The 18,124-nt window shown below is 40.9% G+C and carries 18 protein-coding genes; 2 read left to right on the top strand and 16 right to left on the bottom strand.

Features of this window, described 5'->3' with window-relative positions; genetic code table 11:
- The first annotated feature begins 117 nt into the window (after positions 1 to 117).
- A complete protein-coding gene (locus KW850_RS07205) occupies positions 118 to 1,035 on the top strand; it encodes a nuclease-related domain-containing protein (protein WP_218346894.1) in 918 nt (305 codons plus the stop codon).
- A 300-nt stretch (positions 1,036 to 1,335) separates the two neighbouring features.
- On the opposite strand, the gene dnaB is transcribed toward KW850_RS07205, so the two are convergent.
- The 11 genes from dnaB to KW850_RS07150 all read right to left on the bottom strand — a co-directional run bounded on the left by dnaB (position 1,336) and on the right by KW850_RS07150 (position 12,461).
- Positions 1,336 to 2,691, bottom strand: a complete 1,356-nt coding sequence (gene dnaB, locus KW850_RS07200; RefSeq protein ID WP_218346893.1) for a replicative DNA helicase — start codon at positions 2,689 to 2,691, stop codon at positions 1,336 to 1,338.
- 211 nt (positions 2,692 to 2,902) lie between these two features.
- On the bottom strand, positions 2,903 to 3,352 hold the full coding sequence (gene rplI, locus KW850_RS07195) for a 50S ribosomal protein L9 (RefSeq protein WP_218346892.1): 450 nt from the start codon (positions 3,350 to 3,352) through the stop codon (positions 2,903 to 2,905).
- Positions 3,349 to 5,322 (bottom strand): DHH family phosphoesterase, encoded by a 1,974-nt coding sequence (locus tag KW850_RS07190; RefSeq protein WP_218346891.1) that lies wholly within the window; start codon positions 5,320 to 5,322, stop codon positions 3,349 to 3,351. The genes rplI and KW850_RS07190 overlap by 4 nt, the downstream gene beginning before the upstream one ends.
- Before the next feature lie 24 nt (positions 5,323 to 5,346).
- Complete coding sequence (locus tag KW850_RS07185) at positions 5,347 to 6,291, bottom strand: YybS family protein (RefSeq protein ID WP_218346890.1); 945 nt, start codon at positions 6,289 to 6,291, stop codon at positions 5,347 to 5,349.
- Between the two features lie 124 nt (positions 6,292 to 6,415).
- The gene (rpsR, locus tag KW850_RS07180) at positions 6,416 to 6,655 is read right to left on the bottom strand and encodes a 30S ribosomal protein S18 (protein WP_218346889.1); all 240 of its coding nucleotides are present in this window, start codon (positions 6,653 to 6,655) and stop codon (positions 6,416 to 6,418) included.
- Positions 6,656 to 6,705: 50 nt separating this feature from the next.
- Complete coding sequence (ssb, locus tag KW850_RS07175) at positions 6,706 to 7,227, bottom strand: single-stranded DNA-binding protein (protein WP_218346888.1); 522 nt, start codon at positions 7,225 to 7,227, stop codon at positions 6,706 to 6,708.
- Positions 7,228 to 7,299: 72 nt separating this feature from the next.
- Positions 7,300 to 7,587: a 30S ribosomal protein S6 gene (gene rpsF / locus KW850_RS07170; RefSeq protein WP_218346887.1), complete on the bottom strand. Its 288-nt coding sequence runs from the start codon at positions 7,585 to 7,587 to the stop codon at positions 7,300 to 7,302.
- A gap of 315 nt (positions 7,588 to 7,902) precedes the next feature.
- Entirely contained in the window at positions 7,903 to 9,003 is a 1,101-nt protein-coding gene (gene ychF, locus KW850_RS07165; RefSeq protein WP_218346886.1) for a redox-regulated ATPase YchF, read from the bottom strand.
- Between the two features lie 129 nt (positions 9,004 to 9,132).
- The gene (locus KW850_RS07160) at positions 9,133 to 11,124 is read right to left on the bottom strand and encodes a molybdopterin-dependent oxidoreductase (RefSeq protein WP_218347095.1); all 1,992 of its coding nucleotides are present in this window, start codon (positions 11,122 to 11,124) and stop codon (positions 9,133 to 9,135) included.
- A gap of 258 nt (positions 11,125 to 11,382) precedes the next feature.
- Positions 11,383 to 11,580, bottom strand: a complete 198-nt coding sequence (locus KW850_RS07155; RefSeq protein ID WP_026568062.1) for a DUF951 domain-containing protein — start codon at positions 11,578 to 11,580, stop codon at positions 11,383 to 11,385.
- Positions 11,581 to 11,594: 14 nt separating this feature from the next.
- A complete protein-coding gene (locus tag KW850_RS07150; RefSeq protein ID WP_218346885.1) occupies positions 11,595 to 12,461 on the bottom strand; it encodes a mechanosensitive ion channel family protein in 867 nt (288 codons plus the stop codon).
- Positions 12,462 to 12,619: 158 nt separating this feature from the next.
- Between KW850_RS07150 and yyaC the strand changes: the two genes are divergently transcribed.
- Complete coding sequence (yyaC, locus tag KW850_RS07145) at positions 12,620 to 13,240, top strand: spore protease YyaC (RefSeq protein WP_218346884.1); 621 nt, start codon at positions 12,620 to 12,622, stop codon at positions 13,238 to 13,240.
- A 202-nt stretch (positions 13,241 to 13,442) separates the two neighbouring features.
- Here the strand turns inward: yyaC and KW850_RS07140 are convergent, their stop codons facing one another.
- From KW850_RS07140 to rsmG, 5 genes are all read right to left on the bottom strand, one after another.
- Positions 13,443 to 14,162 (bottom strand): DUF554 domain-containing protein, encoded by a 720-nt coding sequence (locus KW850_RS07140; protein ID WP_218346883.1) that lies wholly within the window; start codon positions 14,160 to 14,162, stop codon positions 13,443 to 13,445.
- A gap of 87 nt (positions 14,163 to 14,249) precedes the next feature.
- The gene (locus KW850_RS07135) at positions 14,250 to 15,101 is read right to left on the bottom strand and encodes a ParB/RepB/Spo0J family partition protein (protein WP_218346882.1); all 852 of its coding nucleotides are present in this window, start codon (positions 15,099 to 15,101) and stop codon (positions 14,250 to 14,252) included.
- Entirely contained in the window at positions 15,094 to 15,855 is a 762-nt protein-coding gene (locus KW850_RS07130) for a ParA family protein (RefSeq protein WP_218346881.1), read from the bottom strand. Before KW850_RS07130 ends, KW850_RS07135 begins: the two co-directional genes overlap by 8 nt.
- Positions 15,856 to 16,255: 400 nt before the next feature.
- Entirely contained in the window at positions 16,256 to 17,119 is an 864-nt protein-coding gene (noc, locus tag KW850_RS07125) for a nucleoid occlusion protein (RefSeq protein WP_218346880.1), read from the bottom strand.
- Between the two features lie 282 nt (positions 17,120 to 17,401).
- Positions 17,402 to 18,118: a 16S rRNA (guanine(527)-N(7))-methyltransferase RsmG gene (gene rsmG, locus KW850_RS07120; protein WP_218346879.1), complete on the bottom strand. Its 717-nt coding sequence runs from the start codon at positions 18,116 to 18,118 to the stop codon at positions 17,402 to 17,404.
- Between the last annotated feature and the right edge of the window lie 6 nt (positions 18,119 to 18,124).

Here is an 18,124-nt window from a genome sequence, read left to right as displayed (position 1 = left end):
TTATTAACATTATATTATGTTCGTAAAATATTAATTTATGACTCTCTCTTGTAAGTTTGGATCTTTTTCCATAAAATAGAATTATAGTTTCTTAAAATAATGAATAGGATGTGGACTATGCTCATTAAGCCTCGTTTGGAACCACTGAAAATTATCCTGTTGAGATCTTTAAATGCGCGCATGCATTTGTCAGATAAGGAAGTAAGTAATTATACTGTCCTTATAAAAGGCTATGAAGGGGAGAAAAAGAGTGATCTATGGTTAGAAGGACTTTCAGAGGGATGGCTAATCATCCATGATTTATTACTGGAGTATAATAATTCTAAATTCCAAATTGATACGTTACTTATATCCCAAGATAAGATTTACCTTTTGGACGTCAAAAATTTCGAAGGTGACTACTATGTGGAAGGTGATAAATGGTATTCGAGTGCTAGAAAAGATGTAAAGAATCCGGTCCACCAACTAGAACGCTGTGAGACCTTACTTCGAGCATTGCTCCGCGACCTTGGCTATCATTATCCGCTTGAATCGTATCTAATCTTCGTTAACCCCGAGTTTCACCTATATATAACCTCCATCAATCCATCACTCGTCTTTCACTCACAAATGAACCGTTTTTTGAAAAAGTTAAATGCGAGGCCAGTTAATCTAAATAAAAAACACTACAAGTTGGCGGAACAATTAGTTGCTCTGCATAAAGTAGAGTCACCTTATCCGTACTTACCAGGGTACCATTATGAAAAACTAGAAAAAGGAATTCTTTGTCCACAGTGCTACTTCTTCTATTCTGAGATTCAGGGATCGAAATTGAAGTGTGGCCATTGCGGCTGCACAGAGGAAGTGGAGTCAGCTGTGGTAAGGAGTGTCGCTGAATTGATACTTCTTTTTCCCGAGCAAAAAATTACCACAAAGGTTGTTCAGGACTGGTGTAAGATTGTTAAATCGGAGAAAACTATTAGGAGGATTCTTTCAAAGTACTATAAACAAATCGGTCACGGAAAGTCTGCAAATTATGTTATACCAAATGATTAAGTTCATTTAATTACCCTTTTGTAATATCTATGGTTACCGTTAGGCTGCTTTTTCTACCTTAACGGGCATCATACAACTCCTATGGTTACCGTTGGCCTGCTTTTTTCTGCCTCTATGGGCATCATACGACCCCTTTGGTTACCGTTAGGCTGCTTTTCTACCTTAACGGGCATCATACAACTCCTATGGTTACCGTTGGCCTGCTTTATTCTGCCTCTATAGGTATCATCAACCGCTTCATTAGTTCTCAAACCTACCAAAAAAAGGCCAGCCAAATAAAATTTGGCTAACCTTTAAAATCTACGCCCCAGGAGCATCGTTATACCGTGTCTCGAGGTTGACGAATTTATTGTATTCTTTTACAAAGGCTAACGAAACCGTTCCTGTTGGACCGTTACGCTGCTTGGCGATGATGATTTCGATAATATTCTTATTCTCGGATTCCTTGTCGTAGTAGTCATCACGGTACAAGAAGGCTACGATATCGGCATCCTGCTCGATACTTCCTGATTCACGGATATCAGACATCATTGGTCGCTTGTCTTGACGTTGTTCCACTCCACGGGAAAGCTGGGAAAGGGCAATAACAGGGACTTTCAGCTCACGGGCTAATTGCTTTAGGGAACGTGAGATTTCTGAAACTTCCTGTTGACGGTTCTCGCCGGAACGGCCGCTCCCTAAGATCAGCTGCAAGTAATCAATGAGGATCATTCCTAAACCATGCTCTTGCTGCAAACGACGGCATTTGGAGCGGATATCACTGATGCGCACCCCTGGAGTATCGTCGATAAAAATTCCGGAACTGGAGAGACTGCCCATTGCCATGGTCAGTTTGCCCCAGTCCTCATCGGTAAGGGAACCAGTACGAAGCCGCTGGGCATCGATGTTTCCTTCCGAACAAAGCATACGCATGACCAACTGTTCGGCACCCATCTCGAGACTGAAAATCGCTACATTTTCACCCGTTTTTGTCGCTACATTGGCAGCGATATTTAAGGCGAACGCGGTTTTACCCACGGAAGGACGGGCACCCACAATGATTAAATCATTGCGCTGGAATCCAGCTGTCATTCGGTCTAGTTCAGCAAATCCAGTTGAAATCCCGGTAATGTCACCGACACGGTTATGCATTTCCTCAATATTGTCATACGTACGAACAAGCACGTCTTTAATATTATGGAAGGCACCAGCATTCTTGCGCTGGGCCACCGCCATAATATTTTTCTCGGCTTCACTTAACAGAGCCTCTACTTCATCTTCACGGGAATAGCCATCGGAAGCAATGCTTGTTGCGGTGCGTATTAATCTTCTAAGTAAAGACTTTTCTTCTACTATTCTCGCATAATACTCAATATTGGCAGCCGTCGGAACAGAGGCAGCTAATTCCCCTAAATAACTAACGCCGCCGGTATCTTCGATCAATTTGGCTGCTGATAGTTCCTCTGTTACCGTAACGAGGTCAACTGCTTTCCCTTGGTCATTGAGAGTAAGCATGACGTTAAATATTTTTTGGTGGGCGGCACGATAAAAATCCTCAGGGATTAAAATCTCTGAAGCTAATACTAGGGAAGAAGGCTCTAAGAAAATAGCCCCTAAAACAGCCTGTTCGGCCTCAATATTTTGTGGTGGCATGCGATCTGCAAATAAGTCATTCATCTATCAAAAAACCTCCTATCATGAAGAGGATGATCTATTATCAAAGTTCTAAACTATCATATCATGAAATCCAAAAGAAAAAAGTGACCAGCTTTAGACCGATCACATGGCGTTGATTACTTTTTATATTCTATCATGTTCCAGAACCATTTCGCACTGGCAAATTTTTATTTTACTTCTGTAACAGAAGTACTTACCATCACAAACCCGTTTATTTTACTTCAGCAACAGAAACAGTTAACGTCGCAACCACATCGTGATGGAGTTTAACTGGGACTTTTGTGTGGCCAAGCGTGCGAATTGCGTCTGCTAATTCCATCTTACGTTTATCGATTTTGATGCCGTGCTTCTTTTGTAATTCTTCCGCAATTTGCTTGGTCGTAATGGAACCAAATAAGCGGCCGCCTTCACCAGCTTTAGCGGATAGTTGGACCGTGATTTGATCCAATACTTCTTTTAATTTTTTTGCTTCAGCTAATTCTTCCGCAGCTGCCTTTTCTTCCTTCTTTTTTTGGGCATCGAGTGTACTGATATTAGCGTTATTCGCTTCCTTCGCTAAACCTTGTTTAAGTAAAAAATTATGGGCATAACCGTCAGCTACATTCTTGACTTCACCCTTTTTCCCTTTACCTTTCACATCTTTTAAGAAAATTACTTTCATTCTTTTTTCACTCCTTCAAAATATTCATCAATTGCTAGCTTTAATTTACTTTCCGTTTCTGCGATCGATAAACCAGTTAGCTGTGTGGCGGCGTTCGTCAGGTGCCCTCCGCCTTTTAAGGCCTCCATGATGACTTGGACATTGATGTTTCCGAGCGACCTTGCACTGATGCCAATGACCCCTTCGCTGCGCGCTGAGATTACAAAGGAGGCCATCACACCGTCCATCGTTAACAAGGTATCAGCTGCTTGGGCAATAATGACTTGATCATTAAAATCATTTTCCGACCCTTTTGCAATAGCAATCCCATCGCGATAAAAGGTAACAGACTCAATTAACTTGGACCTCTTAATATATGTATCCACATCTTCCTTCAAAAACTTTTGAACGAGGATGGTATCTGCCCCATGTGCTCTGAGATAGGAGGCGGCATCAAACGTCCTTGAGCCTGTTCTTAGTGTAAAGCTTTTGGTATCAACGATGATTCCCGCTAAGAGGGCAGTCGCTTCAATCATTTCAATTTTACCTCGTTTTGGCTGATATTCAAGAAACTCAGTCACCAGTTCTGAGGTCGACGACGCATAAGGCTCCATGTAAACAAGGAGCGGATTGGCAATAAAATCTTCACCGCGGCGATGATGATCAATGACAACCTTATTGTCAATTTTATTAAGAAGCCGTTCTTCGATGACAAGGGATGGTTTATGCGTATCAACCACAACAAGCAAGGTTTTATCCGTAGCGATTTCAAGCGCCTCTTCTGGTCCAATAAAGCGGGAAGACAATTGTTCTTGCTGGCGAATTTCCGTCATTAGCCGCTTAACAGCATTGTCGATTTCCTGCAAGTTGACAACAATATAGGCATCCTTCTGATTCATTTGTGCGACTTTATAAATTCCAATGCTAGCACCAATAGAATCCATGTCCGGATTTTTATGTCCCATGATGATCACTTTATCACTTGCCATGATTAAATCCCTTAGTGCATGTGAAATCACTCGCGCTCTAACCCTCGTGCGCTTTTCGATTGGATTCGTTTTGCCGCCATAGAACTTCACCTTGCCACTTGGCAATTTTATTGCCACTTGGTCGCCGCCTCTGCCTAAGGCTAAGTCCAAGCTTGATTGGGCTAAAACTCCCAATTCTGGCAGGGAAGTCACTCCTGTTCCAACACCAATACTTAAGGTAAACGACACATTATGCTTGGAAGTCATTTCTCTTACTTCATCAAGAATCGTAAATTTACCATTTTCCAACTTTTGAAGTATGCCTTCACTGAACACAGCCATAAATCGTTCGGAGGAAATTCTTTTTAAAAAAATACCATTATCCTGTGCCCATTTATTTAGGATAGACGTCACCAAATTATTAATGCTGCCACGCATTTGGTCATCCATTCCCTGGGTAAGGTCATCATAATTATCTAAAAAGATAATCGAAATAACAGTCCGGTCATTTTGATACATTTTCTCGATCTCTTTTTGTTCGGTTACATCGAAAAAGTATAAAAGACGTTCCTCACGTTTATGGATCACGCGAAATTTTCGTTGATGAAGGGTAATAATCTCTGTTTCAACTTCCTGTTTAATTAACGGAATCAGGGTATCTGCGACATCATAAAGCGATCTTCCCACCAAGGTATCCTGATCAAAACAAGAGGCAAGAAATGGATTTGTCCATTCAATATAATACTCCTCATTAATGAGCATAATCCCAATTGGCATTTCCATCAGTGCCTCTTCGCCTACTCGTTTAACTCGGTAGGAAAGAGTCGAGATATACTCTTCCATTTCTTTTCTTTGGCGGCGATCGACCACAAACATATAGTAAATTGGGAAAAACATTAATAACAGCCCTGCTACACTTAATATCCTATTATATAGATACAGGACAATGAGCAGTACCACTGTGACAGCAATTAACCCATAAAAAGGGTAACGAATGGACCGCTTTTCTAAAAATGCAGGCAAAATTTTCAGCTCCTAAACGGAAGTCTACTCTTGCTTTTCGAACCGCTTTCTAAAATCAAACCCAATATCAGTAATTCCTAATATCATTATTATATAATGAAAAATTGGTATCATGAAAGCAAGAATTACCACAAGCACACGAATCGCTTTCGCAACAGACCTTTGATCGAAAAAATAAAATAAAAAGGAAAGGCCCTGCAAAACCAAAAACATTTCTAATATGTATCTCGCGTTAATTAGCACAGTATATAAGTAGGTTCCTTCATCCGGGTGGATAAGGATGTTCGCACCTATTGCAATTAAATAGTACCATAAAAGACTCTTCGGCAGGGATATATTCTTAAGACTGCCCCATGGCTGTACTTTTACACCAAATCGTTTGGCAATCGGAAAACAAAGCCATTGCGTAACAAAGGCAGAAAGGATGGATGCCAGGATCAGAATACTTGGTGCCAGCGTCTTGATCATCTTAAGCACATTGGCATTCTGCTCTTTTAATTGACTGATTTGGTCTTCTTTGCCCATTGTTCTTAGGATTTCCACGGAATTTTTAACGGATTCATTTAATGCCACCGTAAGTTCATGGATTATATTCATATTTAAAAAGGCTACCATGACTGCGTAGGTAATAACTAGTCCCACCATAAATGTAAGCGAACTTGCAATTAATATGAATGTTCGGCTTTTGCCTTTTTGGAGCATATATCCAATAACCACACCGACGGAACCGTAAACAAGCATAAGCCCAACACCCATTAATGAGCCTGCAATAAACGAGATAAAAATGGCGGCTAAAAAGTATGCGGCAATCAATTTCAGATTATTTTTAAAAGAAAACAAAATAAATGGCAACGGCAGGACCAGATTTAGAAATGACCCAAGGATGGGGACATAAATCGTTAATAATAATAGCGCAGCAAAGGCGGCCAAATAAACAGCACCCTCTGTCAGCTTGCGTACATCTTTCACTACTTCACCCCTATTTATTACTAAGTTATTCTTTATTTTACCCGAGAAAATCGATTCGACACAAGTTCATGAGTATAAGAAAAAGGCAGCAGGGAGCACCCTTACTGCCTTTTAAATCTATTTATTATTCACCTGCAACAAATGGAAGTAATGCCATTTGACGTGAACGTTTGATTGCAACTGTTAATTTACGTTGGTATTTAGCGCTAGTACCAGTTACACGACGTGGTAAAATCTTTCCACGCTCAGAGATAAACTTTTTAAGTAAATCCACATCTTTATAGTCAATCTTTGTGATTGCATTTGAAGTGAAGTAACATACTTTACGGCGTTTCGCGCGACCGCCTTTACGTCCTCCTGCCATGAAAATTCCCTCCTTTTTTCTTATTCAAATTATCGTTCATTTAAGGTTGTTTAGAATGGAAGGTCGTCATCGGAAATGTCAATTTGACCATTGCCAGCAAACGGATCCTCGTCCATTCTTGTATAACCTTTATTTGCGTTTTGGTTTGGACGTTGATTCTGATTGCCGCCGCCATAAGGAGCACTTTGTGGTTCCCTAGGTGGAGCACCGAAGTAATCATTATCGTTTCTACCACCGCCACCACCAGATGCGTTTCTAGGTTCTAAGAACTGAACACTCTCTGCTTGGACTTCGGTAACATAGACACGTTTACCATCTTGTCCTTCATAGTTGCGGGTTTGAATGCGGCCATCAACACCTGCAAGGCTGCCTTTTTTTAAGAAGTTCGCCACATTTTCAGCAGGTTTACGCCAAACAACACAGTTAATAAAGTCTGCTTCACGATCACCTGACTGACTAGAAAATGGTCGGTTAACTGCTAAAGTAAAGGTAGCAACAGGGACCCCGTTTGGTGTATAACGCAAATCAGGATCTTTTGTTAAACGGCCAACAAGTACGACACGATTCATCATCAGAATCAACTCCTTTTTGTTTGGAAAAATGTTCCACGTGAAACGTTTTTACCAATAAATTTCTAATATATATTAAGCGTCTTCTCTAATTACTAAGTGGCGAATGATATCTTCGCTGATTTTTGCAAGACGAGAAAATTCTTGAACTGCAGCAGCTGAAGAAGTAGTTTTTACGATTTCGTAATAACCGTCACGGAAGTCATTGATTTCGTAAGCTAAACGACGCTTACCCCAATCCTTTGTTTCCGCAGTCTCCGCTCCATTTTCAAGAAGAATAGAATTAAAACGCTCAACAAGAGCTTTTTTAGCTTCATCTTCAATATTTGGGCGGATGATGTACATGATTTCGTACTTATTCATCACAGTCACCTCCTTTTGGTCTAAACGGCCCGTTTGGGCAAGGAGCAATTATTCATTACTCACAAGTTGAAATTATAGCATAGTTATTTAACAAATGCAATCTCATTCACAGGATTGAGATTTTTTCCAATTGGCCCGCGTTAAAATGGGGATGTTGATTTCCGCTCCAGACACTCAGCACCTGCGGGGTCTCCCTTGACCCGCTTTTCCCGCAGGAGTCGAGCGCCTTCCGCTCCAATCAACATAGCGCCAATACAATCTTAAACAAAGCCTTCCAATTAAAAAAGCTCTGCAATATGTGCAGAGCTCTCTCTTTTAGACGTTAAAACGGAAATGGATGACATCGCCGTCTTTGACTTCGTATTCTTTTCCTTCTAGGCGGACTTTGCCAGCTTCTTTGGCAGCTGTATGACTGCCGGCAGCTAATAGATCATCGTAGGAAACTGTCTCGGCACGGATAAAGCCTCGTTCAAAATCAGAGTGAATAACCCCGGCACATTGCGGAGCTTTCATTCCTTTTCTGAATGTCCAAGCCCGAACCTCTTGAACACCGGCGGTAAAGTACGTAGCTAGTCCAAGCAAATGATACGCAGCACGGATTAATTGATCAAGACCGGATTCTTCAATCCCTAACTCCGACAAGAACATTTGCTTTTCTTCGCCTTCGAGTTCAGCAATTTCCTCTTCAATTTTCGCACAAATTACGATTACTTCTGCGTTATCGGCAGCAGCAAATTCGCGTACTTTTTGAACATATTCATTGTCTGATGGATCGGCAATATCATCTTCACTTACATTGGCCACATAAAGGACAGGTTTAATTGTTAAAAGATGCAGTCCTTTGACAAGTTTCATTTGCTCTTCTGTAAAATCAACCGTACGAGCAGGTTTTTCTGCTTCAAAGGCATCACGCAGCATAGAGAGGACTTCGAATTCAGCCGCAGCTTCTTTATCTTTTTGCTTGGCTAATTTTTCGACACGGCTAATCCGCTTTTCGACTGATTCCATGTCGGCAAGGATTAGCTCTAGGTTAATGACTTCAATATCATCAATCGGATCCACTTTACCCGATACATGCGTAATATTATCGTCTGCAAAACAGCGGACTACTTGGCAAATCGCGTCCACTTGACGGATGTGTGAAAGGAACTTGTTTCCAAGGCCTTCACCTTTACTTGCGCCTTTAACAATCCCAGCAATATCGGTAAATTCAAAAGCAGTTGGAACTGTCTTTTTTGGTTGGACAAGTTCGGTTAATTTTTGGAGACGGTGGTCAGGTACTTCAACGATGCCGACATTTGGGTCAATCGTACAGAAAGGGTAATTGGCTGATTCGGCCCCTGCCTGGGTAATTGCGTTAAATAAAGTAGACTTACCAACGTTCGGCAATCCTACGATACCAGCTGTTAATGCCATTTATTTCACTCCTCAAGAAATTATGATCTATTTTGAACTAAGAAATAGTTTCGGATATATAAAAAGACAAGTCTTTCACAATTATAGGCATTAATAGAAAAAAAGACAACTGCCGCTTCATAGCGGCAGTTAGTTTATTTTTTCGATATTGACTAGACAATCATATAATGTGCTGCCTAAACCGTTATCGGATGCACTGCTTGACGTTAGGTTATTGACAGACCCGCCAAATTGCTTCCATATTCCTTCATCGATATTAATCGTGTTCGGATGGGCGGATGGCAAAATGGAAAGATAGCCTTTTACTTCGCCGCGGCCATTCCAGACTCTGACATAATCCCCTTTTTCTAAACCGAGCTGTGCCGCAATATTTTGGGCCGCTTCAACCTTAAGTTTCACATTCCCACCTAACAGATGATAGTTCTGCGAGTGATTGGAACGCATCGGATGAATTGTCAGCAGACTGTACGGATATTTTTCAGCCAGCTGTGGATTGGCCCATTTCGACTCCTCTGGTACTGCTAAGGTTAACGGTTCCTCGCCAAACCTTGCTGTAAATTCATACTTACCGCTAGGGGTTGTAAACTTCCGGTCCTCCCAAGGAATGGCTTCGACCGGCAATTCAAGGGTATGCTTTTCCATTAACGTTTCCAGGGAGACACCCTTTTTTTCCAATGCATGAAAGGCCATTTGCAGGAATTGCTTTCTTGTAAAATCAAAATCAGCACCAAAACCAAGCCGTTTCGCTAATTCCGCCCAGATCCATAAATCAGACTTTGCTTCACCAGGTGCTGAGACAAGCTTCGGACCATAATTCACATAATGATGATACATTGACGAATAATAAAGATCCTCTTCCTCAAAGGCAGTAGTTGTCGGCAGAACATAATCGGCAAGCAAAGCAGTGTCGGTCATGAATTGATCAATGACCACTAGTGTTTCTACAGAAGAGAAGGCCTTTTCAACCACTTGAGTGTCAGGCACCTGTGTCAGTGGGTTCCCGCATGTGACCACTATCATTTGAATTTCTGGATTTTTGGCGGTTAACACTTCTTCAGCTTGTTTCATAATCGAAAACTGGCGCTGTTTCTGCCGGCGCTGTGGCAGGGTTAACTCGTCAAAAACAAAGCTTTGCCCCACTTGAAGATTGGCATAATTAGCGCCGCCGCCCGCGATGCCGATATTTCCGCTGCATGCGACAAGGGCATCGATCAGGCGAATCGTATTGCCGCCATTTTTATACCGTTGTAAGCCCAGCCCCATAAACGTTGATGTTGGTTTGTCCGCATACATTTGCGCTAAATGGGTAATCACTTCACAAGGGACCTCCGTCATCTCACCTATTTCTTGTAAAGAAATGCTGGTAAGTAGTTCGACGACATCCGCAAAGCCCACGGTAAATTGCTCAATAAACACTCGGTCCTCTAACCCTAAGCGCAGCAGCTCTTTGATTATTCCCGCTGCCAATAATCCATCCATTCCAGGTTTTATCGAAATATATTCATCGGCAATTTTTGCCGTGGCATTAAAGATTGGATCAATTACGAACAATTTCGCGCCGCGTTTTTTTGCCTCTAACAGTTTCTCATAAAAGTGCATGTTGGTGCGGGCAACATTTCGTCCCCAAATAATAATGTTTTTGCTGTTATAAAGATCATTAGGTGCATGGCTATAAGCATCTCCAAAATCCCACTTTTGTGCTTCAATCCCAGCACCCCAACATAGCGAACCATAAAGTTCCGTAACCCCGCCATAACAATTGAAAAAACGCTGGTCGAGGTTTTTTAATAACCCATTATTTGCATAGTCATGGCTGTGTAAAACAGCTGTCGATCCGTATGTTTCTTTTATCGTTTTGAGCTTATCGGCAATCTCATTCAATGCCTGTTCCCAGGATATTTCCTCGAATTGGCCGTTGATTTTTTTTAAAGGATGCAACAAACGCTGCGTCGAGTTTGTTCTTGTCTCAAGCATCCGTCCCCGCCCACAAATTTTCCCTTGTGTGATTGGATGGGAGGGATCTCCTTCCACTTTTGTGACACGATCATTCTCGACAGTTACATGAAACCCGCAGCTATCCCAACAATTTAACGGACATGCTGCTTGACGTATTTGTTTCAGTGCCAATATTCCCACCCCCTAGCGTAAAACTCTATTTCTACTTTTTTACTAAGAATAATATAGTTTGCCATTAAAAAAATCTATTTTCGCACGGATTGTGGTTTTTCGTATTAATGTCCAATCCCGTACGTATCTAAATATCGGGGCATCTTTTCGTAAAATTCCAGTGTATTTAATAGCTAATTCGTATTTAGTTTCGATAATTAGTATTAAACGCAATAAAGGTTGACAAAAAGAGCCTTTAAAAAAAGCATAAGGTTATTCCTCATGCTTCACCAAAATTTTCTTCATTTTCCTTGAAAATTCTCTCCTTGGAATGAGGACACTGTGGCCGCAGCCCTCACACTTGATGCGAACGTCCATCCCCATGCGGATGACTTTCCAGCGATTCGTTCCGCATGGATGCTGCTTCTTCATCTCAACCACATCATTTAAAGCAAATTCCTTTTCTTCCATGCAAAATCCTCCCCTTATTTAGGTTGACTAGAGCCATACATGACCACTTTTGGATCAGGAGCCTTAATGCCATTTTCGTCTAACTGAAGCTTAATATCCCTGCGAATCATCCGCGAAACGCCCGCCTGCTTCATAGGTTGTGTTTCTGCGACAACCCGTAGAACGATCTCTGTCGCGCCCATGGTTTGAATCCCCAATAACTCAGGTGGCTTCACTAAATCTTCATACTGAGCCGGCATAAACTGAATCGCATCCTCAATTACCTTTTCGGCCTTCGCAATGTCTTCACCATAGGCGATGGCAATATCGACAACAGCGATACTATTATTAAGGGAGAAGTTAGTGATCTCGATGATACTGCCATTTGGTAAAATATGCAGTTCCCCGGTCCAGCTTTTAATTTTTGTCGTTCTTAACCCTATTGCTTCGACATTCCCTTCAAATTGTCCTATGCGGACATGGTCCCCAACGGAAAATTGATCTTCAAAAATGATAAAAAAGCCGCTAATTACATCTTTCACTAAACTTTGCGCTCCAAAACCAACGGCTAAACCAACAACCCCTGCGCCGGCGATTAGAGCTTTTACATCAATTCCTAATACAGAAAGAATCATCATAAAGGCAATAAAATACACCACATATGAAAGGATATTATCAAGTAGCTTCGAAAGTGTTTCTTCTCGCCGTTCTGACGTACTAAGCGGAGAGAGGTTTCGAATTTTAAAAATGTTATGGATCATCAATTTCCCAATTCGGATCAGGATATTGGTAATGATTAAGATCGCAATAATTTTTAAGAGGGCTTCGCCCAAATTCAACCACGTATCTTCATTTTGAAATTTATCAAGTAATTTTTGCATTCCCTTTTGTGTAAGAGTCATTCCAGACACCATCCTCTAAAACCTTTTGCCATTTCTATTTTAGCAATTATTCTACGCAGTGAATAGCATAATGAATTTTCCTTTTTTACCCGCTCCATGTATAGATTTACTGAATTTTCCGTATACTAGTAAGACTATTAGTGTTAGGGAGTGACTTAATGAATCTGAAGAGCAGTTTTTTTGACAGGAGGGCTAAGACACGGATCAGCCATGATGAATTACATGCAGCTGAACATCTTGCTGAAGAGTTACTGACTAGTATTCCACAGGTAACAAGCCGCCCGATTGTCTTTGTATGTATTGGTACCGATCGCTCCACAGGAGATTCATTAGGGCCGCTTGTCGGGACACTGCTGGAAGAAAAGGGCCTGCGGTCGTTCTATGTCTACGGGACACTAGATGAACCGATTCATGCTGTTAATCTTGCGGATAAATTAAAGGAAATCCAAGCAAAACATGATGACCCCTATATCATTGGCATCGACGCCTGCTTGGGAAGGGTTAAAAATGTCGGAGTCATTCAAGTTGGGAATGGTCCTGTTAAACCTGGGGCAGGCGTAAACAAGGAGCTGCCAGCAGTCGGAGATTTACATATCACTGGCATTGTCAATGTCAGCGGGTTTATGGAGTTTTTTGTTTTACAAAACACCCGCTTAAATCTTGTGATGAGAATGGCCAAAACCATTGCCAATGGAATCTACCAGGCAAGCCTGCTCTATCCTAAGCAAAATTGGACAGAATTAAATTTAAATTGGCTGGAAGAAGAAAAGACAAATTAAAAGAGCAAACGGGATGAGACCGGATGCTCTTTTTTTGCTGTCTTGATTGAAGGCTATTTTCGCATAGATTGTGTTTTTTCGTATAAGTTCATCAATCCGTATCACTAGCTTCTTTTCGTAAGAACATTTGCGGAAATTGCCTAGAAACTTAGTAAATGAGCCTTATTAAGCTCCAAAGGCAACGAAGTTTACGAAAAGAGCCTTATTGGATATTCAGATGGTAATTATAGAGGATTGTGACGATTAATCCGGTGATGACAATACCAGGGAGCAGATTGGCTACTTTAATTTTCACCATTCCAGTTAAATTTAAGCCAATCGCAAAAATCATGATCCCACCCGTTGCTGTCATTTCGACAATAAACTGATCCATTAAGGCTTGTGGAACAAACCGGTCAATCTGGGTCGCAAATAGGGCAATGCCCCCTTCATAAAGGACAACCGGAATCGCCGAAAAGATAACGCCAATCCCTAAGGTTGTCGTTAAAATTAACGCGGTAAATCCATCGATTAACGATTTGGTATATAGCACATCATGGTCACCGCGGATGCCGCTATCGAGAGCCCCAATAATCGCCATCGCTCCAATCACAAAGATTAAGGTAGCCGTGACAAACCCTTCTGAGATACTGCCTTTCCCATTCGTAGAGCCGACTTTCTTCTCCAGCCATAATCCTAGATCATTTAATTTATCCTCTAATTTCAGCGCCTCACCAGCGACAGCCCCAACGACCAGACTTATAATCACAATCAGGAAATTTTCACTCTTCAAGCCCATTTGTAAGCCTAACACCATGACGGACAGGCCAATGGCATACATGACGGTGACTTTCATTCCTTCTGGGATCCGGTTTAACCATTTTCCAAGAAGCGTACCGACCACAATTAACAGCCCATTTACAAGTGTTCCTAATAAAAACATTTTACATCCACCTTTTTTACGACCTTCGAAATATATACCTTTTAAACTATCATATTAGTATAAAAAAATAAACCATCGTTTGATGGTTTATAAGGATGGATCTTCTTCATGGAGCATTTCCAAAATCCGTTCTAGATCCTCTTTGGAGAAGAACTCAATTTCAATTTTCCCTTTATTCTTGTTCTGTTTAATATTGACCGTTGTCCCAAACCGTTCGCGCAAGAAATGTTCCCGTTCCTTGATAAAGACATCTTTCTTCTGTTCCAGCTTTTTTGTTTCACGTGGAACACTTTCATTTAATTGTTGAATCAGTTTTTCTAATTGACGAACATTTAGTCCTTCTTTGGTTACTTTCTCAACTAAACTTGGCAGACTTTCTTTTTGACGAAGACCTAATAAGGCACGTCCATGTCCCATCGATATTTTTCCGCCAGAAATTAATTCCTGAATTTTTGAAGGGAGGGAAAGCAGACGGATATGGTTTGCGATATGCGGCCGGCTTTTGCCAAGACGCTTCGCAACCTCTTCTTGGGTCAGCTTTAACTTTTCCATTAACAATTGATAGGCTTGTCCCTCTTCAATCGGATTTAAATCTTCCCTTTGCAGGTTTTCAAGGACTGCTAATTCCATCATTTGCTGTTCTGATAGTGTACGGACTACAGCGGGAACTGTTTCAAGTTTTGCCGCTTTCGCCGCACGGAACCTCCGTTCACCTACAACAATTTCATAGCCACGAATACTTTGTCTAACCACGAGCGGCTGTAAGATGCCATGCTCGATGATGGACTCTTTCAATTCATCGATTGTCTCTTGTTGGAAGGTTTTACGAGGCTGGTACGGATTGGGACGCAATTGGTTCAATTTGATTTCCTGAACTAATTCCTCTTTACTAGCATCCGCAAAAAATGCATTAAGGCCTTTTCCTAAACCTTTAGCCATTCGAGACCACTTCCTTCGCTAAATCTAAATACACCTCAGCGCCACGGGATTTTGCATCATAAGTAATAATCGGTTCTCCATGGCTTGGAGCTTCGCTAAGACGCACATTCCTTGGAATAATGGTTTTATAAACTTTATCTTGAAAATATTTTTTCACTTCTTCAATTACTTGAATACCAAGATTGGTTCGTGCGTCCAGCATGGTTAATAAAACGCCTTCAATTTTCAAATCCTGATTCAAATGCTTTTGGACAAGTCTGACCGTACTTAGTAGTTGACTTAAACCTTCCAACGCATAGTATTCGCATTGAACAGGGATTAAGACAGAATCAGAAGCTGTTAAGGCATTAAGGGTTAATAAACCTAATGACGGCGGACAATCAATAATAATATAATCAAATTGCTCTCTTACTTCTTCGAGCGCTCGTTTCAAACGAACTTCCCTTGAAATAGTCGGTACCAATTCAATTTCTGCACCAGCCAGCTGAATTGTTGCCGGGATTGCATACAAATTTTCCACCGATGTAGGTTTAATCACATTCTTTGCTTCCACATCATCTACTAAAACATCATATATACATTGGTCAACTTCTGCCTTTTCAATACCAATCCCGCTGGTTGCGTTTCCCTGAGGATCCGTGTCTACAAGCAGGACACGTTTTCCAATATATGCTAAGCAGGCACCTAGGTTGACAGAGGTAGTCGTTTTACCGACTCCGCCTTTTTGATTCGCGATTGCAAGAATTTTGCCCACGATGTCACCTACCCTTTTATTCTCTCAAAGTATTATTCTGTTATTCTATTAAATTTTATAAAAATAATGTTCATTTGGCTAATTTAATCTGAATGATGGGAATGAAAATTTCCATTCCTTTATTTTATCATGAAACAGATCTGTTTTTGGATTTTTTCTTAAAATATTCAACTGTCTTATTCCTGAAATGTCTCTAAATAAGCCAAGAGAAGCACACCTTATCCAAACATTACCATTTTAATCTGACCTTTATCAACTAAAGGTTCATTTGAACGTGACTGTTGGTTTCCACTCCAATCAATATAGTGGCACTATCAACAACAGGCTTTAACAGAGCACAAATAAAAAGAACCAAACATTCAACATGTTTGGTTCTTTTATCTATTGGTCTATTGATCTGTTACTTTTTCTTTGGTATGCGGATTGTAAATTGGTAGAATTCGTCAAATTCTTCTTCTTCAGCATCGAGATTAATTCCGCTATCCGTTACCATCGTTAATGATTGGCGAATCGTATTTACTGCGATTCTCATATCTTTACTGAAAGCTTTCCGTTTCGGTTTAGGCTTTTCATTTTTTTGTTCAAGCAGTTTGACGACACGTTCCTCGGTTTGCTTGACGTTAAAGTTCTTTTCAATAATCTCCGCTAACAGGGCCACTTGTTTTTCCGGATCCTTTAGAGGGATAAGTGCACGTGCATGGCGCTCTGTAATAATTTTCGTTAATAATGCCTCTTGAATCGGCTGCGGTAATTTAAGAAGGCGAAGTTTGTTGGCCACAGTTGACTGCCCTTTCCCAAGGCGTTGTGCTAGTGCTTCTTGGGTCAAGTTATGCAATTCCAACAATTTTCCATAGGCCATCGCTTCTTCAATTGGGGACAGCTCTTCCCGTTGTAAATTCTCAATCAAAGCAACAGAGGCCGTTTCTGTATCCGATAAATTTTTAATAATCGCCGGCGCTTCCGTCCAACCGAGCTTTTTCATCGCCCGAAAACGGCGTTCCCCTGCAATAATTTCAAATTGTCCAGTCGCAAATTCTCGTACAACGATCGGTTGAATAATACCATGTATGTGAATCGTTCGCGCTAATTCTTCGATTTTCTCATCATCAAAAACTGTCCGAGGCTGAAAGCGGTTTGGAACTATATGATCAATTGGTATTTTATTAATTTCCTCGTTTTTTTCCGTAATTATCTCTTTTTCCAGTGCAACCTCTTGTTCTCCCTTATCGCCGAGGCCAAAAAAGCGTGTAAATGATTGTTTCATCCCCAACACCACCTTTACGAAACTCCCTATTACTAATTCTCTACATAGATAAATTCTTCCTGCCTAGAATAACATGTTTGTTGAAAAATTGTTAGTTTCCCTAAACTGTTTTTGTTATGGCTGTTTTCGCATAGATTGTTGTTTTTCGTTATAGTCCATCATTCCGTATTCCTATAAGCTTCATGGCATCTTATCGTAAGTACATGGTCAAAAATGTCCTAGTTACCTATATAAATGACCATTATTATGCTCCAAAACAATCAACTTTATGAAAAAGCCTTCTTATTCAATCGGTGTCTTTCCTGGTGTCCCAGGCTTACGCGGATATTTCTTTGGTGTTTGTTTTTCCTTTTTAATGATGAGAATACTTCGTTCGCTTTCTTCCATTGGCAGCGTAAAAGTAAACATTTCCTCTACCTTTCCGCCAAGAGTGGTAATAGCCTTTTGTCCCATCCCTAACTCATCCTTTGCATGGGCAGCTTTCATGGCAATAAAGTGACCGCCCACTTTCACGAGTGGTAAACAAAACTCACTTAACACAGACATTCTTGCTACTGCCCTTGCCGTAACGACGTCGAAGTTCTCTCGATACTGCGGATTTACCCCAAAGGTTTCCGCACGATCATGAATAAAATGAACATTTTCTAATTTTAAAACCTTAGCAAGATGATTTAAAAAGGAAATGCGCTTGTTTAATGAATCAACAATCGTCACCTCAATATGAGGGTAAACAATTTTTAATGGGATACTTGGAAACCCTGCACCCGCTCCGACATCACAAAGATGAAAAGGCTTTGTAAAATCAAAATAGAACGCAGCGGTAATCGAATCATAAAAATGTTTTAAATATACTTCAGCCTTATCCGTTATGGCTGTCAGATTCATTTTTTCGTTCCACTCCACCAATGTCTCAAAATACTTTTCAAATTGATCGAGCTGTTCACTTGAAAGGGAAATTCCTTTCTCCCGTAAATTTGCTTCAAATTGTTCGATGATCATTTCGTA

Source organism: Bacillus sp. sid0103, assembly GCF_019219025.1.
The sequence above is the reverse complement of the archived record's forward strand: the minus strand, read 5'-3'. Positions and strand labels throughout refer to the sequence as shown.

What these genes read in the sequence shown, in the direction of transcription:
- ssb (WP_218346888.1), bottom strand. Translation starts at nt 7,227, where the DNA reads ATGATGAATCGTGTCGTACTTGTTGGCCGTTTAACAAAAGATCCTGAT.
- yyaC (WP_218346884.1), top strand. Translation starts at nt 12,620, where the DNA reads ATGAATCTGAAGAGCAGTTTTTTTGACAGGAGGGCTAAGACACGGATC.
- KW850_RS07140 (WP_218346883.1), bottom strand. Translation starts at nt 14,162, where the DNA reads ATGTTTTTATTAGGAACACTTGTAAATGGGCTGTTAATTGTGGTCGGT.
- KW850_RS07155 (WP_026568062.1), bottom strand. Translation starts at nt 11,580, where the DNA reads ATGGAAGAAAAGGAATTTGCTTTAAATGATGTGGTTGAGATGAAGAAG.
- KW850_RS07135 (WP_218346882.1), bottom strand. Translation starts at nt 15,101, where the DNA reads ATGGCTAAAGGTTTAGGAAAAGGCCTTAATGCATTTTTTGCGGATGCT.
- KW850_RS07205 (WP_218346894.1), top strand. Translation starts at nt 118, where the DNA reads ATGCTCATTAAGCCTCGTTTGGAACCACTGAAAATTATCCTGTTGAGA.
- dnaB (WP_218346893.1), bottom strand. Translation starts at nt 2,691, where the DNA reads ATGAATGACTTATTTGCAGATCGCATGCCACCACAAAATATTGAGGCC.
- KW850_RS07150 (WP_218346885.1), bottom strand. Translation starts at nt 12,461, where the DNA reads ATGACTCTTACACAAAAGGGAATGCAAAAATTACTTGATAAATTTCAA.
- rpsR (WP_218346889.1), bottom strand. Translation starts at nt 6,655, where the DNA reads ATGGCAGGAGGACGTAAAGGCGGTCGCGCGAAACGCCGTAAAGTATGT.
- rsmG (WP_218346879.1), bottom strand. Translation starts at nt 18,118, where the DNA reads ATGATCATCGAACAATTTGAAGCAAATTTACGGGAGAAAGGAATTTCC.
- rpsF (WP_218346887.1), bottom strand. Translation starts at nt 7,587, where the DNA reads ATGAATAAGTACGAAATCATGTACATCATCCGCCCAAATATTGAAGAT.
- ychF (WP_218346886.1), bottom strand. Translation starts at nt 9,003, where the DNA reads ATGGCATTAACAGCTGGTATCGTAGGATTGCCGAACGTTGGTAAGTCT.
- noc (WP_218346880.1), bottom strand. Translation starts at nt 17,119, where the DNA reads ATGAAACAATCATTTACACGCTTTTTTGGCCTCGGCGATAAGGGAGAA.
- rplI (WP_218346892.1), bottom strand. Translation starts at nt 3,352, where the DNA reads ATGAAAGTAATTTTCTTAAAAGATGTGAAAGGTAAAGGGAAAAAGGGT.